Raw genomic sequence first — 22,034 nt, 5'->3', positions numbered from 1 at the left:
GTTATGTATGTTTTGCCGTTGTCTGGACGTGAATTTTATCAATTTTATAACGTAGAGAAGTCCCTTTCCTGTCCTCGATCACTGCTTTGATTTCTGAAATGACAGACAAAGCAATTTCTTCCGACGTTTCTGCACCAATATCCAGACCAATCGGGCCGTAGATGCGCTGATAATCTCCGTCTGCGAGAATATTACCATCTGCATGAAGGTCATCAAACATTCTCTGCAGTTTTGTTTTGGGTCCCAATATTCCGATGTACGGACAGTTTGTTTTTAAAACCAGTTTTAAAACTTCAAGGTCATATTTATAATTGTGGGTCATCAGAACAAAATAAGTTCTGTCATCGATCACTATATTCTGTATCAATTCTTCAGGTTTTACAACCAAAATATTTTTCGCTTCTGGAAAACGCTTTTGAGTAGCGTGAGTCACTCTTCCCTCACCAACAGTCACTTCCCAGCCCAAAATATCCGCTATCTTCACCACAGGCTGAACGTCATTTCCGGCGCCGGCAATAACCAGCGAAACGGGTGGAGCAATATATTGAAACATTGCGCTCTGTTCTTCGTTTTCAATTTGAAAAGTTTGAATTTCGGTACATTTACTTTCTAAAATACCCAACATATTATTTTTGAGAGAATAGAGGTCATCCACAAAAATTCCATTTTCCTGAAGTATATTGATCGTTCCAATTTGTTTTGCATTTCGTTTCAAAGAAAACAGTGTTGCAACTACTGAAGCGCCCCTGTTCTGTCCCAGACGTCCTAATATTTCCAATGGATTATGAGGATCATCGACATCAATGTATTCAAACAAGATATGGACAATGCCATTACAACCTAGCTGTACACTGAACTCCAGAGCACTTTCATCACTCGTATCATAAGTGATAAGCTTATTCTGTTTCTGATTGATGGCAATCAAAGCTTTTCTCAATGCATCGCCTTCCAAGCATCCCCCACTTATGGCTCCCGTCAAGATGCCATCTTCCGTTACCAGCATTCTTGCCCCAGGTTGCCTGTAGGACGAACCATCGACTTTTACAACTGTTGCTAGAGCGCTTTTTTTACCCTCAAAAACTGATCTTCTGTATGATTCTATAATGTCAGAGATTTCTTTCATACCTTACTTTTTAGTTCCACACGTGATTTTTTCCTTGAGCTAACAAATTCCGTGCGACAAATATTTCATAGTCATATGATGTTAACCTTAAGTGGCGGAATACAGAAGCCAAAAAACTACCACTATAAGTGGTAGTTTCTGAAATAAAAGGAAACATCACATTATCCTCTTTAAAAAACATTGTTATCGATACTCCGCTGAGTCAGTTAGATGGTTATAAATGTTAAGTAGACCGGAAGCGGTCTCTTTAGTTCTTTTTGGAATACCATAAGTGCACATTCTGAAAAATGTTTTTTTGCATCCACCGCTTTTGTATGCTGATCTATCGCTATCGTATTAGAAAACTTTTCCTTTGTAAACGATCGCATAATAACCAAATACTCCATTCGCAGAGATTGGAAGCGACGTGCAATATCCGGTGGTCGCTACAGACCATTTCGTACTAAATAACTTAGCAAAATTAAGGGCCATGGCTTCTGTCACGGATCTTGATACGCAATTAGACACTTCTGCTTGCTGACTATCGATAATATCTGTGAAAAATATATAACATTTAATTTATAATAGATTCGATCTTAATTAAATTTTAAAATACATTACAGAATTACCCTCACTACAATCAAATTTAAATACTTGAATTATCCTAAAATTATGATCTAGGTCACCATACAATTAATTATCTGAAAAAATGAAATGCCAAACATTACCTTGAAATATACTGACACATAAGCCAATAGATCGTTTCTGCTCATCAAAAAAACAAACATTAGATCGATGCCGGATTGTTCTTAAAATAATGTAAGATTTCGCAGCGGAGTCATCTTCTATGACGCGAGCGATATATCAAATTTTTCAATTTGAAAATGGAATGCTGGTTGCTTATCAATCCTGAAAATTACTTATATCTAATCACAATCAATATGGAAGACCAAATAACAAGAAGAGATGCAATAGAAAAATTAGCATCCGCTCTAAGTCCCGACAATTTTGAAAATTCTGATAACAGAACTTTGAATAATTCAGATTCAAATCTGGAAGATCCAACGACCAAGCATCCAAGACCACCATTTAACAAACAATTTCAACCATTTCCAGGTCTGGCGCACAAAATGGAGCCAGTTCCCGATCACGGTGAAGAAAGTTACACAGGGTCCGGAAAACTGTTAGGTAGAAAGGCTCTGGTCACAGGTGGTGATTCGGGAATTGGACGTGCTGCGGTGATAGCTTTTGCAAGAGAGGGTGCTGACGTTGCGATCAATTATCTTCCTGAGGAAGAATCTGACGCCCTCGAAGTCATCGAATTAATTCAAAAAGCAGGTCGCAAGGCAGTAGCCATTCCCGGAGACATCCGCGACGAGGCCTTTTGCCAACGGCTGGTATCCGAAGCCGCAGAACAGCTGGGAGGACTCGATATCCTTGTCAACAATGCAGGTCATCAAAAAACCAATGCATCAATATTGGACATTAGCACGGATGCTTTTGACAGAACAATGAAAACGAACATATACGCGCCATTCTGGATCACGAAGGCAGCGCTTCCTTATTTGATGCCGGGATCAAGTATCATTGGCCTCTCCTCCGTGCAGGCCTATGACCCCTCCGCTGACCTTTACGACTACGCGCAGACCAAGGCCGCGACAACAAGCTATGTGAAATCATTGGCCAAGCAGTTAGGACCAAAAGGGATCAGGGTCAATGGCGTTGCTCCGGGACCTGTTTGGACCGCACTTGAGGTCAGTGGCGGACAGACGCAGGAAAATCTGGTAAAATTCGGTGACGACACGCCCCTGGGGAGACCAGGACAACCAGCAGAACTGGCATCGATATTTGTCCAGCTGGCTGATAACTCCGGCAGTTTTGCAACCGGCCAGATCTACGGATCTGCAGGTGGAAATGGACAACCTTAAAGAAACTACCATCAAAATACAAAGGCCATCCCATCGGTGGCTTTTTGTATTTATTGGTCAGATGTTTTATCTGACGGATCTATGATCATCCTCAACGGCTGATCCTTGGTCATGTATGAATTCAACCAATTTAAAAATGTGGTGATTTTGTTTCTAAGGTTTATTAAAGACATAAGATGAATAAAAACCCAGATCAGCCACGCAATAAATCCATTAAAATGTTTAACCGGACCATTCAGATCTGCTACTGCCCTGTTTCTCCGGATGATGGCCATTGATCCCTTATCATTATATTGAAATGACAGAAGCCTCTTCTTCTCGTCAATCAATGTGAGATTGGAAGCCAGCAACCTCGCCTGCTGAATTGCGACCTGTGCCAATTGTGGGTGTCCTTCCGGAAATGCGGGATCTGCTTTCATCAAACTTGTATCACCTATCGCGTAGATATTGTGGCTTCCTTGCACCTTGTTTTGTCCGTCCACCAAAAGACGTTTTCCTCTGCCATAGAATTTTTCGGGAAGACCCGGAAATACCTGTGCGGTGACTCCAGCCGTCCAGATCAGATTGCTTGAGTCGATTGTTGTATCATCTGCCAAATGGACCACATTATCCACATAATCTTTAACCACCTGTCCAAGCCTTAAAATTATACCCATTTCTTTCAGAGAATTGGTTGCATATTGCTGAGAGGCCTTACTCATTGGCGCCAATATGGTTTGCAGGCCATCGATCAAATAAATATCGAAAGGACAGTTCTGCAATTCAGGATAATCCTCCGATAGAATGTTCTTTCGCAACTCTCCCAACATACCGGCAATCTCAACTCCCGTTGGACCTCCTCCAGCAACCACGAATGTCGTGAGCTTCATCCGCTCACTGGCATCTGAAGTTCTGGTGGCAAGTTCCAATCTTTCAAGAATCTTGTTTTTAAGGTTGATGGCATCGCTAATGGTCTTCATCGGCAATGCATTCCGGCGTATATTGTCGTTTCCGAAATAATTGGTTACGGTTCCCGTAGCCAGTACCAAGTTTGAATAGGAGATCTCTCCATTATTCAGGATTATCTTGTTATCTTGTGGTCTTATTTGCAACAACTCTCCCATCCTGAAAGAAAACCTTTTGTTATTCCTAAAAAATTTTCTAAAAGGATAGCTGATGTTCGAAACATCTAAAAATCCTGTTGCCACCTGATACAATAGTGGAGGAAAGAAATTATAGTTGTTCCTGTCTACCAAAATTACATTGACCTTTTTGTCGTTCTTTAACAGACGTTCTGCCAATTCTACACCTGCAAAACCACCACCTATGATGACTACAGTATTGTTATCTTTCATTTACTATGGTCTTAAAAATTATACTGTTCAACAATCGATAATCACGCCAAATCACTTAAGCTGCGATGTAGCGAGAAGGCTTACGAAGACGATTATTAGTTCGTTGGGCATCAAAATTGCAATTGCTACATTATATAAATCTATTTCATAATGGAACACTCAAGGACCATCTCAATTTTAAACGACCTTTTGCATATTATCAATGACCGCCTGGAGGGCTTTGAAAAGGTGGAAGGGAAAGTATGGGAAACCAATCGCGAATTAAAGGAAAAGTATGAGCACATCATTTCCTACACCAAGATAATGAAGGTCGAGATCATCAACCTGATAACACAACGTGGTGGAAATCCTGAAGATTCAGCATCAGTGACCGGTACATTGCACAGGGCGTGGATCGATGTAAAAAATGCATTCGTGATCAGCGACCTTGAATCATCGACCTTGCAAAATGTTATCTTTGGAGAGAATGCAGCGATTCAGGCCTACCAGGAAGCTTTAGACGCAAATGAACTAGATGCTGAAAGCTCCAGTGTAATAGGTGAGCAATTAAAAAGGATCAAGGATTCAGCTCAGGAATTCAGGGGAATAGCTGAGAATATCAGATCATAAAAATTAGACATACAGAAGAAGATACAGGACCGTAATATTTACGGTCTTTTTTTAAGGAGATTCTTCTTCATATTATTTTAAGTACAAAGCGTTGGTTATACTCCAAATGTATAGGCATTTGAATTGATTGTGAAAATAGCTCAAAAATAATAATCCTTACTCGACTGCAGTTTGCAAAAGAAATAACATATTTGGTAGGTTATTCTATTTGGCATGAGGTCAATTTTTTCTATTGTCTTGCGTGTTTATTAAGATAAACATCATAGGGATAAAAGATGATTTTCAATGTTTTTATTCGATCAAAATTAATCAAATCTATTTATAATTGGATTATTATAAGTAGTTGATCACCTTTATTATATTATCAATATCCTCCCATAATTGGTTTGAATAGAGTCCTGTCGAGGTCACAAGACCGACATTTGAAGTTTTTTCACTTCTTTGTCGGTTTTTTTTATTTTCTAATCCATTGTTATACTGATAGATACATCGGGCGACAATGTTCATTTTAGGTGTTTGAAAACTTTTTCCGTCAAATTCGACTTTTTGGGGAAATATCAAACACCCTATTGTTCTTTTTGTTAGCAAATCGCCCTGCTGGTAAAGGTTTTCAAGATTTTCTATTGAATCAAGCGCATTATCTATTTTTGTTTTAATTTCAAGTTCTTTGCTTTCCGAAACAATGTGTTGAAGCTCCTGCTCCAGTTGTTCAATTTGTGATCTTGTGAGCATTTTGATCTCGGCAACAATATACTTTAATGTACCAAATTATATTTTAAATCCAATAATCTATTAATTAAAATCTTTCCTTCAGCAAAGAAAGACGTCGAAGCCAACTATGTTCTAACTATATCAACTTTGATTTTTACTTAGAAGAAAAAATTAGATTGCGGAAAACTTTACGACTACTAGATACTTAATGTAAAATTTGGGATAGCCTATTCTTATTAAATTTGACTCAAACGAATTAAATCATCTATAAAAGTGTATGAAGATACGCTTGCCAAGGTTCCTTGAGGGGATTAAATAATTCTACAATTCTTTATAAATCTTCAATTTAATATTTCTATATCTATTCGTTTATGAGGTATAAACAAAAAAAGCAATCTATTGAAGTCAGTAGATTGCTTTTTTGTCTGTCTTTTTATTTATCAATAGTGATATGACTTATTTTCATTAATATGTCAAATTGTAGAGATCTTAATTCTGGTATTTTTCCATATAAAAGATGAATTCACTTCCCGATCCAAAGTTGCTTTTCACAGTCAATTTGCCCCCCATGGCCTCTACAAATTGCTTGCTGATGCTCAAGCCAAGACCTGTCCCACCTTTTGCCGTCCCTGGAATTCTAAAATATCTATCAAAGACCTTATCAATAAACTGCTCCTCGATTCCACGTCCGTGATCCCTGACCAAAAACCAGACCTTGTCCACATCATTTAGCACATCCACTTCAATTTCTGAATTTTCATGGGAATAGCGAATAGCGTTGGAAAGAAGATTATTCAATACCCAAGACGTTTTTTCCGTATCCGCATAAACAGTAGACAGTCCTTCCTGAATTTGAACTCTTATCTGAATTAGCTTTTCCGTGGCAGCTGACCTGTTTGCATTCACTGCATAGTCAATAATGCTTTTGATCTCAGTCGCCCTTTTGTGAAGTTCTATCGAACCGCTTTCCAACTGGGTCATATTTAGGAGTTCCCCCGTGATCTTTAGCAATCGGTCTGAATCCTGCTTGATCCCGGCAATCAGATCACCCTGTTCATCATTCAAACTTCCGACCTGCTTGTTCTCCAAAAGCTGCAATCCCATCTGGATGGAAGCGATAGGCGTTTTGAATTCGTGTGAAACAGTTCCTAAAAAATTGGTCTTGGACAGATCCAGTTCCTTAAAAGGCGTTATATTTCTCAACATGATCACTTGTCCAATGAATTGACTTTCCTTCTCTCCTGTTGGAATGACGTTGATGTCAATGATCTCTTTTTCAAAATAACTTTCTTTACCATCTGCATAGATCTTCATAGCCTCCTCATTTCTCACGGAAGTGTCTGGTTGAGTGGGCTCTTTGATGAGTTTTCTCACAAGGTCGTTGGTCACAGCTACGTCCTGAATCTGTTTGCCCACAATGAATTCTTTTTTGAGTCCTGTGACCTTGAGGGCAGCATCATTCACAAACAGAACTTTTTTACCTTCATCAATGCCAATCACCGGATCGTGCATATTATCGATCAATGTTTCGATGCGCCGTTTTCCGCGGATGATCTTATCCAGCTTGCTTTCCGAATATTCCTGAAGTTTTTCTGCCATGATGTTGAATGACATCGCCAATTCCCCAAACTCACTTTTGCTCTCGAAATGAACTCTCTCTTTGTAATTCTGATCCGCGATTTGCTTAATACTTCCTGTCAGGATTTGGATAGGATTGGCAATGTTGGAAGGCAAATTCACCATCAGGATGAAGGCGATGATGAAACACAGCATTCCAGTCACAGAGATTGCCATGATCGCACTCTTCGCTGTAGATTCTGCAACACTGCTTTTATGTTCGATAGCGATCATGTTCAGCTGCATCAACTCGGCTATATCTTTTCTAATGGATGATAATAATTCTGGATTATTAGATCTTTCCTTTAATAATAGAAAATGCGTGGCAATATTTTCCGTCGCTTCCTTTTCGCCAGGTTCGGTCACATTTTTCTTTTGCTTATCCAAGTGCCTTTCAAACATCGTGAAAGCCGAAGAATTAGAGTGGATTTCTTCCAATGCCAACAGCATATTTCTGGAATATTGGAGTGTATTGTAATTGGCGACGAGAATATTATTGGTATCTTTTTTCAGTTGATTGATGTACCAGCCACTGAGCACAGATAGCACAATGATCATGAGAAACAGCAAGCCTACGCCAGCGTTTAATTTAGTTTTTATCTTCATTTTAATTTCAACTTAAAATTACAAGGTCGATATTTTCCTGTGATAATTTATTCAAAAGCGAATTGAAAGTATCTGTGGCAACAATCACTTTCCAAAGATTGAGATGTGGTTTCCCGATACAAACGGTTGTGATCTTCCGCTTTTCGCATTGTTCCATAATTGCTCGTGTGACATTCGTACTTTCTACCTTGATGATCTCGGCTCCCAATTCGGTGGCTAATTTAAAGTTATTAATCAAATGCCGTTGCTTGTCGAGCGCAATTTTATCTGCACTTTCTCTCGGGATCTGAACATAGAGAAGATACCATTTGCTGTTGTAATAATTGGCCAGTCTCGCTGCTTTCCTGATGACATTCTTCGCTGTTTTTTCGTTGGAACTTATGCACGCCAGAAATTTTTCCTTTCTGATATTTTTGATATTTGAAACTTCGGTTTCCACTTTCCTTTGAACCTGAGAAGCCACTTCTTTCAGCGCCAGCTCACGAAGCTGTAGGATATTATCATTTTTAAAGAAATTGCTGAGCGCCGAATTGATCTTAGCAACGTCGTAGATTTTACCCGCTTTTAGCCTGTCGATCAATTCTTCAGCGGTCAAATCAATGTTAACGACCTCATCAGCCTGAGCCAAAACGCTGTCCGGAATTCTTTCCTTAACTTCGATATCCGTTATGTTTTTCACATCTTCATTCAGACTTTCGATATGTTGGATATTGACCGCGCTGATGACGTTAATGCCGGCATCGAGGATTTCCATTACATCTTGCCAACGTTTTTCGTTTTTGCTGCCTTCGATGTTCGTGTGCGCCAATTCATCCACGATCACTACTTCCGGGCGAAGATTGATCACTGCCTGAACATCCAGTTCTTCCAGCTCTTTTCCTTTATAGAATAATTTTCTTCTCGGAATAATTAGTAAACCATCCAGCAAAGCGTGCGTTTCTTTGCGGTTGTGGGTTTCAATGTATCCTATTTTCACATCGATACCGTTTGTTAAAAGCGAATGCGCTTCTTGGAGCATTCGGTACGTTTTTCCCACACCGGCACTCATCCCAATGTAGATCTTGAATTTCCCGCGTCTAGACTTTTTTATCAAATTAAGAAAATCCTGAGCTGACCTTTTTTCATCCATAACAGATTATCTATATCAAATTTAGGTAAATCCCTTGTCAAAAATTCAACAAGGGATTTGGTAATATGGAAACTATTAAAAACTTACAGCAAGCGATGTAATTGCCATAAAATTAATTTTGTTCAAATGATCATCTCGATCCAGGAAAATATCGTCTTTGCTGCTGAGATTTTTCACTTCGGTACGCCAAACGAGATTTGGAAGGATCCAATAATCCGCATTCACAGAATAACCAAAGGTCTTGAATCCATTTTCTGTTCCCGTCGCAATGATGACGCCTTTTTCATCATTGTAATATTCGCCTCTTGCTGCAAAACTCAACTTGTCTGTGGCTGCATATTTTGCAATGATAACAGGAGAAAACCAAATGTTGTGCTGATTGCTGCCTTTTATTTTTTGTTCCGCGCCGATGTCAAAACCTGTGGTCAACGCCAACTTTTTACTCAGCTGAAAAATGCCGTACAGATTATGGAAATACCGCATCTGTTTGATGCTGTCCGGCCTATCATTCCCAATGAAAGAACTGCTGTTTAGCGTGATCTTATCTGTCGGTTTGTAGGTCAATTGGTGTCCAAAACCAAGCGTCGAATTCCCATCTACTCGTTGAATTCTTTGCCAGCCATTCAGAACCAAACCACTGACCAACCATTTTCCGCTCTCGCTGGTGTAGGAAATTTTTGCGCCGCTTTCGTAATAAGGTGAATTCTCTGCCAAAAGACTTCTGGTCAAGGTCCAGCAATCCTTGCTGATGGCACTTTCAAAACCGATGTGAGACGGCATAATTCCAGCATCGATCCAAAGGTTTTTGGTCTTCGAAATCTTCAATCCTATGTTGGCCTCATAGATATTTTTGAGAACGCCGGGTTCTACAGCATAATTTGAATTCATGTAAGTTCCGGTTGCCAAAGCCAGATTGGCTCGAAGTCTTTCCTTCTCGTAATTGGCTTTGACGAATCCGAGATTCAGATTCACCTCATTGTTTCGGTTGTGGCTGTAGATGAAGCCCGGGCGTGTGTTATTTTCAGGATTATTAAAATCGTACTGGTAATAGACCTCAGCGTAAACGCTTATTTTAAGCGGATTTTTAACTTCTTCCTGTGCAAAAAGAAGCGTTGATAATCCTAACATCGAAAGCGATAATATTTTTAAACTTTTCATTTTATTAATTTTAATTTTATTTCAAACCGTCTAGCGCGATATTGAGTTTTAAGACATTGATCTTTTCCGTTCCGAATAATCCCAGAAAAGGTTTTTCTGTATTGGATGCTACCAGATCTTGAATTTTGTTTTCATTAATATTTCTGATTTTCGCAATCCTTTTCACCTGAACATCAGCGGCCTGCAAGGAGATGTTCGGATCCAATCCACTTCCGCTGGCGGTGACCAGATCAGATGGGATTTCGGCTTTTGGAACATCAGGATTGTGTTTGATGAAATTGTCAATTCGCTCCTGAATCGTTTTCAGATAATCCGGATTGGAAGGTCCTTTGTTGCTTCCCGCGGCTCCTGCTGCGTTATAATCTACCGCTGACGGACGTGACCAGAAATACTGATCTTCTGTGAATGCCTGTCCCACATTTGTGTAATATTTTTTGTTACCGACATTTACGATTTCGCCTTTTCCATTGTTGGGAGAAAACTGCGCAATTCCGAAAATGATAAGCGTGTAAAATCCTGAGAAAAATAGCAGACAAACCAATGTCAGTTTTAAGGCAGGAAGAATATTTTGTTTCATTTGATTTAATTTTAAAGTTCGATTCTATGTTGTGGCGTCTTTTGATACTGGATCTGCAGCCCGGCCTGAGTGGATCCCGATGTAAAATCGGGAGGGAACGGAGGACGGAATAGCTACCCAAATAATTTAAATAAATAGTGATACAAACAAGTCTATAATCTTGATTCCGACAAATGGGATCAAAACGCCGCCCAGACCGTAGATCAAAAGGTTTCTTCTGAGCAATGCACTCGCGCCTATTGGTTTGTAGGCCACACCTTTCAGAGCCAGTGGAATCAAGACAGGAATGATGATCGCATTGAAAATCACTGCCGATAGAATGGCACTTTCTGGTGAATGAAGGTTCATAATGTTCAGTCCCTGCAAGGCCGGAATCGAGGCGATGAATAAAGCCGGAACGATTGCGAAATACTTAGCGACATCATTCGCAATACTGAACGTGGTGAGCGTTCCTCTGGTCATCAATAACTGTTTCCCGATTTCCACGATCTCAATCAGTTTGGTCGGGTCGTTGTCCAGATCCACCATATTTCCGGCCTCTTTTGCCGCTTGTGTTCCACTGTTCATCGCAACGCCGACATCGGCTTGGGCAAGTGCTGGCGCATCGTTGGTTCCATCACCCATCATTGCGACCAATCGCCCTTCGGCTTGTTCTTTTTTGATGTAGTTCATCTTGTCTTCAGGCTTCGCTTCGGCTATGAAATCATCGACGCCTGCTTTTTCAGCGATATATTTGGCGGTCAAAGGATTGTCTCCAGTTACCATCACGGTTTTGATCCCCATTTTTCTCAGACGTTCAAAACGTTCCTGAATGCCTGGTTTGATGATATCCTGAAGCTCCATGACACCCAATACTTCTTCGTTCTCGGAAACGACCAATGGTGTTCCGCCGTTGCTAGAGATGGTTTTTACCGCTTCCTCGATTTCTTTTGGAAAAGGATTTCCCGCTTGTGCAACCAGGTTTTTGATTGAATCTGAAGCGCCTTTTCGGATTCTGATGTTGTCATAATCCACACCTGAACTTCTCGTTTCTGCTGTGAAATTGATGAATTCGGGACTTTTTACCTCGTAACTTTTAGGGTCAATTCCTGCGAGTTCTATGATTGATTTTCCTTCCGGCGTTTCATCTGCCATAGAACCTAAAACCACGGCTTTTTGAAAATGCTTTTCATCTATTCCGTTTGCAATATGGAAATGGGTCGCCTTTCTATTTCCGATGGTGATCGTTCCGGTTTTATCTAATAAAAGAACATCTACATCACCGGCAGTTTCTACAGCTTTTCCACTTTTCGTGATCACGTTTGCTCTTAATGCTCTGTCCATTCCTGCGATTCCGATGGCTGATAGAAGTCCACCAATCGTAGTCGGAATTAAGCAAACGAATAATGAGATAAAAGCAGAAATAGTGATTGGCGTATTTGCGTAATCTCCAAATGGTTTGAGGGTTACCGTCACGATGATGAATACCAATGTGAAACCTGCCAAAAGTATTGTCAAAGCAATCTCGTTTGGTGTTTTCTGTCTACTCGCCCCTTCTACCAAAGCAATCATTTTATCCAAGAAACTTTCGCCTGGTTCTGTGGTCACTTTGACTTTGATCCTGTCGGAAAGTACTTTTGTTCCGCCGGTCACACTGCTCTTGTCACCTCCGGATTCACGGATCACGGGTGCACTTTCTCCAGTAATCGCACTTTCGTCGATCGTTGCAAGACCTTCAATAATTTCACCATCTGAGGCAATGATATCGCCGGGCTCACATAGGAACACATCGCCTTTTTTAAGCTGAGACGAAGGAACAATGGTGATTTCATCATTAAAAATATCCCCCACCGGCTGAATCCATTTTGCAGGCGTTTCTTCTCTCGTTTTTCTGAGTGAATCTGCCTGTGCTTTTCCTCTTGCTTCTGCGATGCCTTCTGCAAAATTGGCGAACAGTAAGGTGATAAATAAGACAGCAGTTACGATGATATTATAAATCAAACTTCCTTGATCTTTCTCGCCAAGTGCGATCCAGACACAAACGCCGGCCATTACAATTGTTCCAATCCATACCATAAACATTACAGGATTACGGAACATCTTGGATGGACTTAGTTTTATAAAAGACTGTTTCAATGCTTCATTCACCAAGTCGGCCTGAAACAAATTATTTTGATTTCCTTTCATTTTAATTCAATTATTTAAGTGAAAAATGTTCTGCGATAGGTCCTAAAGCCAAAGCTGGGAAGAAAGAAAGCGCAGCAACAAGTGCGATAACGGCGAAGACCATCAATCCGAAAGTTGGTGTGTCGGTTTTCAGTGTACCTGCACTTTCAGGGATGTATTTTTTGGCAGCAAGGCTTCCTGCAATTGCTACCGGACCGATGATTGGAAGATATCTTGCCATCAACATCACGATGCCACAGGCGATATTCCAGAAAGGTGTGTTGTCTCCCAGACCTTCGAAACCGCTTCCGTTGTTGGCACTTGACGATGTGAATTCGTACAGCATTTCGCTGAAGCCGTGGAAGCTTGGATTATTTAGCCAACTGGCATAAGCTTCTGGATCATTCGCAAAAGTATAACTTGCGATTGCGGTTCCTGCCAAAATCAAAAGTGGATGTAGAAGTGCAATGATCATCGCGATCTTCATTTCTTTGGCTTCAATCTTCTTACCAAGGAATTCTGGCGTTCTTCCAACCATCAATCCACTGATGAAAACTGCGAGAATGATGAAGATGTAGAAATTCAGGAATCCAACGCCGACACCGCCATAGAAACAATTCACCATCATCCCAAGCAATTGATTCATTCCACTGATAGGCATAAAACTGTCGTGCATCGAATTGATACTTCCAGTAGAAATAACAGTGGTTGCAATACTCCAGTAAGCAGAAGCTGCGGTACCGAAACGGACTTCTTTACCTTCCATATTTCCCATCGATTGAGAAATTCCCATCTCGGAAATCGCAGGATTGCCATTGACTTCGGAAACGACTGTCGGGATCATTAACAATAAAAATCCGATAGTCATCACGCCAAAAATCGTCCAAGAAAGTTTTCTTCTTTTGATAATAAATCCCATTGCGAAAACCATTGCAAGAGGAATCAGCATCTGAGTGACGATTTCAACAATGTTTGTAAAGTAATTCGGATTTTCCAAAGGATGCGCAGAGTTGGGTCCGAAAAATCCACCGCCGTTGGTTCCCAAATGTTTAATTGCCACAAATGCAGCGACTGGACCACGGCTAACTTCTACTTTGTCACCTTGTAAATTGATAATTGAATCTTTGCCCTCAAAAGTCATCGGCGTTCCGTTGAATGCTAGTAGTGAAGCAACAACAATCGCAATTGGAAATAAAATCCTTGTGCAACTTCTCACAAAAAAGAAGTAGAAATTCCCAAGTTTATCGGTCGTTTTTTCCTTCATTGCAAAAAACACGACAGCTGCGATCGCTATTCCGCATCCCGCGCTGATGAACTGCCACAGCATTAAGGTCAATTGTCCGAGATACGACATTCCTGTTTCGCCAGAATAATGCTGGAGATTGGTATTTGTCACAAAACTAACCGCCGTATTGAAAGCTAGATCACCACTCATTGATGGATTGTTGTCCGGATTCATTGGGAGCCAGCTCATATTGGTCAGGACGAACATTGCGGCTAAAAACCACACAAAATTGATGGTTAGTAATGCGGTCAAATGTTGTTTCCAGGTCATTTCTTTTTCTGGGTCGATGACGGAGATCTTGTAGAATAATCGATCTACAGGATTTAAAAGCCTGTCCAACCAGGTTTTTTCGTTTCCGACAATTTTTGAGATGTAGCGCCCAAGTGGCATTGCAATGCCTACTGCGAGGGCGAACATCAATATAATTCCTAATATTTCTTTGTCCATTTTATTAATAGTTTCTTTAAAATTTAATTGATTGTTTTGATCTTGATGATGATAAAGAGGAATGAAGTGACGAAAACTGTCCAGCCCAGTATCCCGAGCCAGTCTTTCATTTCACTTTTAGTCCTTACGTCCATCCTTTCTAGAATTTTTCCGGATTGATCAAAACGTAGCCTATGTAGCCGAAGACGGCAATAGCAATGATAAATAATGTGATCATGATCTGTTGATTAATTGGTGGTCTTTTCTTGTCTGTTTCATATAAATGTTCTTAAAATCTGCGGGAATCTCCTGGAAGAGAAATCGCCATTGCTGCGGATTTGTTTTTCTTTTCAGGCTTTCAAATGAGCGGATGAAAATATTTTCTATCAAGTATCTCACGTAGGAATTGCTTCGCTTGTAGATCCAATCCATTCTTTTGACATTGCGGATCACAGATTGGATCTTGGTCTGCTCCATAAGGTCTTTCATAGAATCTACCGTGGTTTGGATGATTCCCGCAAAATTGTTTCGTCCGAGAGGTTTGTAATTTCATTCTTGATATCGGGATAAAAAGCCTTCAGATATTCGACTGTCTTTTTTTGATTGATCTTTTGCATCGTTCAAATTTTTTCAAAAATTCTTATCAACAGGAAAAAAATGGCAAAGAGAGCTACTCCTGAGAGAATTAAAATCGCTGTCATAATCGTGTATTTATTAGGGTTGAATAATTGCTGCAAACACAAAAACACTTAGGATCACCGCGACATTGATGATAAGAATCTCAAAGTCATGTTTGGTTTTGGATCTTTTCCAGCTTTCCCAGTTTCTCGATTTTATTATTTTTCTATGCATGATATCGTTTGTTTTAAAGTCCTGATTTGTAGATCTGACGCATGTAAACTTGATGTAAACTTTTCGGCATTTTCGAAAAGATCAAATTCTTGTAGGTTTTGTCGCAGGAAAATATCAGGCTGTCCAAAGAATAGACAAATACATTTTCTACCGCATTTTTCAGAGCCTGATCGCCTTTTTGGTAGAGGTCATTCATCTTATCGAAAGACCGGATCAAAATCGTTGTTTCACCTTTCCTTATAAGATTTCTGATCTGTCTCGTAAAGACATTGATCACCATAAAGGAATTTTTGGTTTTATAAACTTCTTCGAACTCCGCTTTGGAATCCGGAACCACCTGGATGATTTCCTGTATTGCTTCTGTGTGATTCATTTTTGTAATTGTTTTGAATCACTAATGCCAATAAATATTCCCACAAGCAAAAAAAGTCTATAACTAACAATTAATCAATTAATTAAAATCAAACATGAATTTTCACCCAATAAAAAAGCCTATCAAAATGATAGGCTTTTTCTCAATATGATAATGATCTTATGAAATTTTGTATTCTTCGATTTTGCGGTACAACGTGGCGATGCCGATCTCGAGCAATCTGGCTGCCTCTGCCTTGTTCCCATTGGTGTAGTTGAGGGTTTTTTGAATATGGATCTTCTCGGCACTTGCCATAGAAAAGGCTGACAAAGTTTTGTGCGATGTCGCGTGGGATGTTGAACCCTGCTGCAAATCAAAGGGTAAACTTCCGATAGATAATTCATGGCTTTCTTCCAAAATCACACTTCTTTCAATGATATTGCGAAGTTCACGGATATTTCCTTTCCATGAATGTTTTTTCAATACCTCTAAATATTCCTCAGAAATGGAAGCTATTTTCTTACCGGTTTTATTAGTAAACTTTTTCAAGAAATAGTTAGCAAGTTCTGCAATGTCAGAAGTTCTTTCACGCAAAGAGGGCAGGACAATATTGAAAATATTTATCCGATAATACAGATCCTCGCGAAAATTTGCATTATTGATTTCAATCTGCAGATTCCGGTTTGTCGCGGCAATGATCCTCACATTGACTTTGGTTGGTTTGCTGTCACCAACTTTCAAAAATTCGCCTGATTCTAGAACTCGAAGCAGTTTTGCCTGCAAATCGAGTGGCATCTCTCCTATCTCATCCAGAAAAACCGTTCCATTGTCAGCTTCTTCGAAAATCCCCTTGGAATCTTTGACAGCACCAGTAAAAGCGCCTGATTTGTGCCCGAACAATTCATTTTCCAACAATTCCTTGCTGAATGCAGAACAGTTGACAGCTACAAAATTCTGTTTATTCCTATAACTTCCATTGTGAATGGCTTGTGCAAAAACTTCCTTCCCAGTTCCTGTTTCTCCAGTCAAAAGTACTGTTGCATCTGTAACCGCTACTTTTTTTGCTGAATCAATGACAGATTTAATTATGTTGGATCTTCCAATTATATTATCAAAAGATTGCTTATCTCCCAATTGTTTTTCGAGTTGTATCACTCTTTTATTCAAAGCCACTTTTTCTGCCGCTTTGTAAACAAGAGGAATGATCTTGTTGTTATCATCACCTTTCGTAATGTAATCGAATGCACCATTTTTGATTGCTTGAACGCCATCCTGAATATTGCCATAAGCCGTCAAAAGAACGACTTCTATTGATGGATGCTTTTCTTTTATGATTCTAGAGAAATCCACACCACTACCGTCCGGAAGTTTGACATCGCTTATGACAACATCGATATCAGATGCTTCTAGTCTTTTTTTTGCATTCTTCAAATCATAGGCTTGGAAGACCTCAAAGCCTTCTAATCCTATAATCCTGGAAAGCAGAGTCCTTATTTTTTCTTCGTCGTCTATGATGAGGATCTTGTTCAATGTCTGATATTAATGTACAAATGTAAATAATACCGCTTAAGAAATTATAAAAAATCACACATTTTGACTATTACTTGGAGTCCTTCCAAATCTAGTGATCTAGTAAACTTGAGAACAGAAACCTATATTTTTTTATTTTAAAATGAAAGTCAACTTCAAAAGAAAAGATCCTTCCGCATATTTTCCAATAACATCCTCTAACTCACGGATAACCGACAATGCAAAGTTCATCCGCTTTTATGGAGATCCGCCCCACTACTCATAGAGAAATTTTGGCACCTAAAAGCTTAATTTAAAATGTTCCATTTTTACAAGTTTTATAAATACTTTAGTGATAGTTTTGTCTTATAACATTTTGATCTATGAGATATTGCTTAGCATTGTTTTTGGTTGTATTCGGATTTCTCGGCCGCGCACAGGAGAACTACTCAACATTGGCGCAAAAAGCATTGGAAACGATGTGGAAGGCCAAAGATGAAGCTGGCTATAAAAAGGCCTTAGATATGTACGAAAATGCCTTTAAGATCTATCCTGACAGCATTGATGGAACAGGTTTATATAAATCTTCCGTAATTGCTTCGGAATTGAAAGATTATGACAAGGCATTCAAGTACCTTGCACCGCTGGCCGCAATGGAGACAGATGAAGACGGCTATCCGGGTTGGACCTACATATTGGATGCAGAAACAGAATATAAAAATTTGCTTTCTGACGCAAGATGGGTTTCGTTGAAAGCAAAAGCCTTAAAAGACAAAGAGCAATTTTATGCCGAGTTGCTGTCAAGAGAAAATGAATTTTACAACGCGTCTGAAAACAATCTGAAGGAAATCAGAGATCCCAAAATTTTATATCAAGAAATACGAAAATTTAATTCCTACAAGCAGAAAAATAATCGTGATTATTCAATTTCTTTTAAAGTAAATGATTCTATCAAAACATCATTTTTCATTCACCTTCCAAAAAATTATGATCCGTCAAAAAAGTATCCCCTACTCTTTTTCCTTCACGGTGCTGTTAAAAATAATGCATTGGCAGACTACCAGCTTGCCGATTGGAATTTGGGCGATTGGAACAGATATTACACGAAATACGCGGAACAAAACGATGTAATTCTGGTATTCCCAAAGGGTAGCCGACAATATAATTGGATGTCGCCAGATGATGGCTTCTTTATGATACCTGAAATGGTAAAACTTGTCAAAAGAGCGATCAATATTGACGATAATAAAGTTTTTATATCGGGACATTCAAACGGTGCAACAGGTTCTTTTTCTTACCTGATGAAACAACCAACACTATTTGCCGGCTTTTACGGATTCAATACCTATCCAAAAGTCTTCACAGGCGGAACTTTTGTAGAAAACATCAAAAACCGTTTCTTCGTCAACTTTTCGACGGATCAAGATTATTATTATCCGCCAAACGCAAATGATGATCTCAATAAACTGATGAACGCAACAAAAGCTGATTACAAAGAATATCGATATAATGGATTTCCGCATTGGTTTCCTAAATTTGATGAATCTGAACCGGCTTATAAAATTCTTTTCAATGAGTTGACAAAGCGAAAAAGGAATCCTTTTCCAAAAGAAATATCTTGGGAATTCGATGATGAGAAATATGGCACGATCGATTGGCTTTCCGATATAAAATTAGACACGCTAAAACCAAGAGCTGATTGGCATAAAGATTTAAATTTTAAAATAACAAAGTGGTTAGAATATGATGAAAAAGACAGCCTGATAACAAAAACTGTAGATAAGAATGCTTTTGATTTCCCAAGAAATTCAGGTAAAATAAAAGCGGAATATGACAGCAACGTTTTCTACATCAAAGTGTCAAAAATTAAATCATTTTCGATTAAAATTTCGCCTGAAATGGTCAATTTAAAAAAGAGAGTTAAGGTTTACATCAACGGAAAATTATATTTCAACCGAAAAGTAGAATATGATCGAGAGCTTATGTTGCAAAACTTTGAAAATAACAAAGACCGTGAGCAAGTTTGGGTAAACTCCATCGAGCTGAAAATATAATACTAAAATAAAGTTGTATCAGCACTTCCCATAAAAATACTATCTAAATTTCAGTGATCGACACAATCCAGAATGAAGTGGCCCATACGTTGTCCTGCATTCCTCATGGCAACTCATATTTTTACAGACTTCCTTTAGTATACAAATATCATTTCCACCGTCCCCGAGCCTTTGTTTCAGATATACCACATTGAATGTATCTGGTCTCGACTTTCCATTTATACAATTTTAAGTAATTACAACTTTATATATTTGTTATCCAACGTGCAGGAGGTAAAGAATTGCTGTTATTTTACAAATCTCTTTTAAGCTGATTTTAGAGAAAATCTACTTATTTTAAAAATGTTAGCTCTCAGAATATGAAAAAGTTTCATCAATAAAAAATATTAAAAATCGTTCTGAATATATGTCACACCGTCCAACCCTTCTACTATTATTTTTATGCTTGATATCAGGCTTCGCATTTTCGCAAACCAAAAATCAATTAACCGACGAAGAAAAGAAATATCTTCTAAACTTCGTTTACCCCATCTCTTCTGTCGACCCAGAAAAGCAAGGCAATGATGACCTGGAGATCCTGAACGGGCTGGTTGGAAATTCCAAGGTCGTAGCATTGGGAGAGGTCACCCATGGTTCCAGTGAGATCTACCAACTGAAAGACAGGATGTACCGTTACCTAGCACAGAACAAGGGCTATGACATTTTCTCCCTCGAGGCCGCAATGCCCGAGGCATACAACATCAATCAATATGTGATCAATGGAGAAGGTGACCCTAAAGCCTTGTTGAAAGGAATGTATTTTTGGATCTGGCAGACAGAAGAGATGCTGTCCATCGTCAATTGGATGAAAGAGTTTAATAGCCAGAATCAGAACAAGATTCAGTTTTTGGGATTTGATATGCAGTTTTATCAGGGTGCTTTTGCTAATTTAAAAAAAGATTTTTCTAAATATCAATTTCCAGAGAGTGATGTCAACGAACTTTCCGCTCTGTTAATTGAGATCCACACGAAAACACGAGAAAAAAAATCAGGACACACCCTTGTTTCAAAAAAACAGAAAGAAAAAATCGATGTTCTTCTGAACAACACAAAAAGACTAGCTGAAAAAATACCAGCCGGCATCGACAGAAAATGGTTTCTCCAAAATATACGGATCATAGAGCAATATCTTGCTAAATCCTACTCCACCAGGGATAAGCTGATGGCTGAAAATGTGATGTGGATTGCAGAAAACTATCCAAATTCAAAAATTGTTGTTTCAGCCCATAACGGACACATTAACAATAGGAAAAATGAGATGGGCAGTTTTTTGAAAGACGGTCTTAAAAATGATTACACCACCTTCGGCTTCGCTTTTTATGAAGGTACTTATACTGCGCTCTCCAATACCCTGAAGAAAGAAAGCTTGCGAACGCCACAAATTGCTCAGACGGCAGTTCCGGGAACAGTGGAATATCTATTGAATTCTTTGGATATCCCGATTTTGATTCTTGACCTGAAGCGCTTAAAGTCAGAAGCTAACCCGCTTGCTAAATGGATCGTAAACGACATCACTAAATTTCGCAACACAGGCGCGGTTGTTTTGAAACGTGAATTTTGGGATGCCAACGTAAGCAATGATTTCGACTATCTGGTCTTCATCAAAAAGTCTACAAACTCAAAACTTTTGGATTGAAGATTTTTACACCAGTGCAAAGAACCAAAATATTTTCAAGTGAGATGTTTAATTAAATACAATGATTATTATGACAAAGGCTTCAATTGCACTACTACTATCTTCGATATTCTTTTTTTCCTGCCAACAGCAGAAGAAGGATGAAGATGTGGCTATGCAGGACTCAGAGTTAAAGAGTCCTGAGGAACTGATAAAACCATTTTTTGCAGATAACTATCCTGTTACAGACAAAATGTTTGGAAAGCCAACTGCAAACAGACCTGTGATAACCGCTCACTTACGTTCTGAAAATACTGCCTGGTTTACTAATGACAGTCTGCAACAGACGTTGATGTTTATTTTGTTTTCTGATAATTCAAGGCTAGTAACTGCTTGCTTTGATCATAAGAATGTGCCTAGTGAGGTATTTTCAAAAATGGATTTTAGTGACAACGCTAATTATCCATCAAATGAAGAAGATCGCCTGCTTTATTACCAAGAGTTCTTTTCAAAAGCCAAAAAAATTGACACAAAGTATTTTATTACCAACATGGGATTTAAAATAGGAGACTCAAAAGAGAAAGCTATTAAGAAGTACGGTAAGCCAGACAGTATTAGAGTGGTAGATGGTTTTGATAAATATTTCTGGAATCCGGCAGGAGCGCAAATTACCAGACAAAATGTCTCTGAAAAGGATCTACTACTTATTGATGAAAAGAAGCAATTTATAACAATGTACTTCAGGAACAACAAATTAGCAACGATGATCCTTGACAATATTTCGAGACCAGAACAATAACTTTATTTGCGCCGGACTTTAAGACCCTTTCGCATCATTTTAATTGGGATAATATGTATTACTTTTAGTACTGCTAGTCGATTTATAGCAATTTACAATTTGATAATGAAATTTTCATAAGTTAGTAGAAGTGCTAAGTATAGTAAACTAATTTCTGACTATATGTGTTACAGTGTATTGGTTATTA

Annotated in this window: 19 protein-coding genes; 5 read left to right on the top strand and 14 right to left on the bottom strand. The window is 39.0% G+C overall.

Translation table 11 applies throughout. The annotated features are described in order from the left end of the window. Position 1: 1 nt before the first annotated feature. Together IO90_RS09440 and IO90_RS19065 are read right to left on the bottom strand one after the other, a co-directional pair. Positions 2-1,123 carry an XdhC family protein gene (locus IO90_RS09440; protein ID WP_034965914.1) on the bottom strand — a complete coding sequence of 374 codons (1,122 nt, stop codon included), beginning with the start codon at positions 1,121-1,123 and terminating at the stop codon, positions 2-4. Between the two features lie 336 nt (positions 1,124-1,459). Beyond that, complete coding sequence (locus IO90_RS19065) at positions 1,460-1,606, bottom strand: hypothetical protein (RefSeq protein WP_228374670.1); 147 nt, start codon at positions 1,604-1,606, stop codon at positions 1,460-1,462. Positions 1,607-2,043: 437 nt separating this feature from the next. Between IO90_RS19065 and IO90_RS09430 the strand changes: the two genes are divergently transcribed. Next, positions 2,044-3,030 (top strand): SDR family oxidoreductase, encoded by a 987-nt coding sequence (locus tag IO90_RS09430; RefSeq protein WP_051878790.1) that lies wholly within the window; start codon positions 2,044-2,046, stop codon positions 3,028-3,030. Between the two features lie 50 nt (positions 3,031-3,080). Here IO90_RS09430 and IO90_RS09425 read toward each other — a convergent pair whose 3' ends face one another. Further along, positions 3,081-4,364 (bottom strand): NAD(P)/FAD-dependent oxidoreductase, encoded by a 1,284-nt coding sequence (locus IO90_RS09425; RefSeq protein WP_034965912.1) that lies wholly within the window; start codon positions 4,362-4,364, stop codon positions 3,081-3,083. Positions 4,365-4,514: 150 nt separating this feature from the next. Between IO90_RS09425 and IO90_RS09420 the strand changes: the two genes are divergently transcribed. Further along, on the top strand, positions 4,515-4,973 hold the full coding sequence (locus IO90_RS09420) for a PA2169 family four-helix-bundle protein (RefSeq protein ID WP_051878482.1): 459 nt from the start codon (positions 4,515-4,517) through the stop codon (positions 4,971-4,973). 333 nt (positions 4,974-5,306) lie between these two features. Here IO90_RS09420 and IO90_RS09415 read toward each other — a convergent pair whose 3' ends face one another. The 11 genes from IO90_RS09415 to IO90_RS09370 all read right to left on the bottom strand — a co-directional run bounded on the left by IO90_RS09415 (position 5,307) and on the right by IO90_RS09370 (position 17,361). Further along, entirely contained in the window at positions 5,307-5,705 is a 399-nt protein-coding gene (locus tag IO90_RS09415; RefSeq protein WP_034965911.1) for a hypothetical protein, read from the bottom strand. 468 nt (positions 5,706-6,173) lie between these two features. Beyond that, complete coding sequence (locus IO90_RS09410; RefSeq protein WP_034965909.1) at positions 6,174-7,907, bottom strand: ATP-binding protein; 1,734 nt, start codon at positions 7,905-7,907, stop codon at positions 6,174-6,176. Between the two features lie 7 nt (positions 7,908-7,914). Next, on the bottom strand, positions 7,915-9,036 hold the full coding sequence (locus tag IO90_RS09405) for a histidine kinase (RefSeq protein WP_034965908.1): 1,122 nt from the start codon (positions 9,034-9,036) through the stop codon (positions 7,915-7,917). 75 nt (positions 9,037-9,111) lie between these two features. Then, the gene (locus IO90_RS09400; RefSeq protein WP_034965907.1) at positions 9,112-10,194 is read right to left on the bottom strand and encodes a porin; all 1,083 of its coding nucleotides are present in this window, start codon (positions 10,192-10,194) and stop codon (positions 9,112-9,114) included. A gap of 16 nt (positions 10,195-10,210) precedes the next feature. Then, complete coding sequence (locus tag IO90_RS09395; RefSeq protein WP_034965906.1) at positions 10,211-10,771, bottom strand: K(+)-transporting ATPase subunit C; 561 nt, start codon at positions 10,769-10,771, stop codon at positions 10,211-10,213. Positions 10,772-10,897: 126 nt separating this feature from the next. Further along, on the bottom strand, positions 10,898-12,937 hold the full coding sequence (gene kdpB / locus IO90_RS09390; protein WP_034965905.1) for a potassium-transporting ATPase subunit KdpB: 2,040 nt from the start codon (positions 12,935-12,937) through the stop codon (positions 10,898-10,900). A gap of 10 nt (positions 12,938-12,947) precedes the next feature. After that, positions 12,948-14,648, bottom strand: coding sequence for a potassium-transporting ATPase subunit KdpA (kdpA, locus tag IO90_RS09385; protein WP_034965904.1), 1,701 nt, complete (start codon positions 14,646-14,648; stop codon positions 12,948-12,950). Positions 14,649-14,787: 139 nt separating this feature from the next. Beyond that, a complete protein-coding gene (locus IO90_RS19220; protein WP_074719383.1) occupies positions 14,788-14,865 on the bottom strand; it encodes a potassium-transporting ATPase subunit F in 78 nt (25 codons plus the stop codon). Further along, positions 14,862-15,116, bottom strand: a complete 255-nt coding sequence (locus IO90_RS09380; RefSeq protein WP_051878481.1) for a hypothetical protein — start codon at positions 15,114-15,116, stop codon at positions 14,862-14,864. The genes IO90_RS19220 and IO90_RS09380 overlap by 4 nt, the downstream gene beginning before the upstream one ends. A 376-nt stretch (positions 15,117-15,492) precedes the next feature. After that, positions 15,493-15,852, bottom strand: a complete 360-nt coding sequence (locus IO90_RS09375) for a hypothetical protein (protein WP_034965903.1) — start codon at positions 15,850-15,852, stop codon at positions 15,493-15,495. A 159-nt stretch (positions 15,853-16,011) separates the two neighbouring features. Then, positions 16,012-17,361, bottom strand: a complete 1,350-nt coding sequence (locus tag IO90_RS09370; RefSeq protein WP_034965902.1) for a sigma-54-dependent transcriptional regulator — start codon at positions 17,359-17,361, stop codon at positions 16,012-16,014. 362 nt (positions 17,362-17,723) lie between these two features. Between IO90_RS09370 and IO90_RS09365 the strand changes: the two genes are divergently transcribed. From IO90_RS09365 to IO90_RS09355, 3 genes are all read left to right on the top strand, one after another. Continuing rightward, positions 17,724-19,394, top strand: coding sequence for an alpha/beta hydrolase-fold protein (locus tag IO90_RS09365; protein ID WP_034965899.1), 1,671 nt, complete (start codon positions 17,724-17,726; stop codon positions 19,392-19,394). A 406-nt stretch (positions 19,395-19,800) separates the two neighbouring features. After that, positions 19,801-21,069: an erythromycin esterase family protein gene (locus IO90_RS09360; protein WP_081871797.1), complete on the top strand. Its 1,269-nt coding sequence runs from the start codon at positions 19,801-19,803 to the stop codon at positions 21,067-21,069. A gap of 70 nt (positions 21,070-21,139) precedes the next feature. Next, on the top strand, positions 21,140-21,847 hold the full coding sequence (locus IO90_RS09355) for a hypothetical protein (protein WP_131450850.1): 708 nt from the start codon (positions 21,140-21,142) through the stop codon (positions 21,845-21,847). The last annotated feature ends 187 nt before the right edge of the window (positions 21,848-22,034 follow it).

This window comes from Chryseobacterium sp. FH1 (assembly GCF_000735135.1).
GTDB lineage: Bacteria > Bacteroidota > Bacteroidia > Flavobacteriales > Weeksellaceae > Epilithonimonas.
The sequence above is the reverse complement of the archived record's forward strand: the minus strand, read 5'-3'. Positions and strand labels throughout refer to the sequence as shown.